Origin of the sequence: Vibrio sp. 1727, from assembly GCF_033344415.1 — a bacterium.
Lineage (GTDB): Bacteria > Pseudomonadota > Gammaproteobacteria > Enterobacterales > Vibrionaceae > Vibrio > Vibrio alginolyticus.
The window spans coordinates 1-544 of the sequence record NZ_JAWPOT010000575.1; the positions used below are offsets into that span (position 1 = coordinate 1).

1 protein-coding gene is annotated in these 544 nt (G+C 45.2%); it reads right to left on the reverse strand.

Going from position 1 to position 544, the window contains the following annotated elements; genetic code table 11:
- On the reverse strand, positions 1 to 471 hold a 471-nt coding region (locus tag R8O10_RS27020), incomplete at its 3' end, for a deoxyribodipyrimidine photo-lyase (protein WP_318192199.1).
- Positions 472 to 544: the final 73 nt, after the last annotated feature.

Consider the following 544-nt stretch of genomic DNA (forward strand, 5'->3'; position numbering starts at 1 on the left):
AAACTGAGTAAAAGTCTCAGGTAGATCAGGCAACGTAAACGGCAGCTTGCTTTCGTCGAACAAACTGCGTACAGAGTGCTGAACAATGACAAGGTGTGGGTATTCATCTTGCAGCTTGTGCAATATGTTCTGTTCATCCGAGCCAGCCATTGCGTCTGAATAAAGATGAGTGACACTCAAATATTGAATGGCATATTTGAGGGCTTGATACGGGGGTATATCTAGCGTCCAAAGTCGCTGACCCAACTGGCCGAGTGCGTCATTCAGTTCGCACAAAGACGCATCGATAAATTTCTGCCTAGCTCGTCCGAGCGTTGCCTCCTGAGCAAAATGATGGAGAAAAGGAGTTACTGAAGGGCGACAATACAAGCAAACCAATTCATCCAGAAAAGATGAGGCATCAACCAATAGCGAGTTATCGTGAAGTCTTAGGTCAAACGTAAACCAGTAAAGCCCTATTTTCTTTTTCAAAAAACGTCCTTAGGCGAGGAGCTAAATGTACTGATTTGTTTTACGCTCGGCATCGCAAGCGGATCATCCGTTC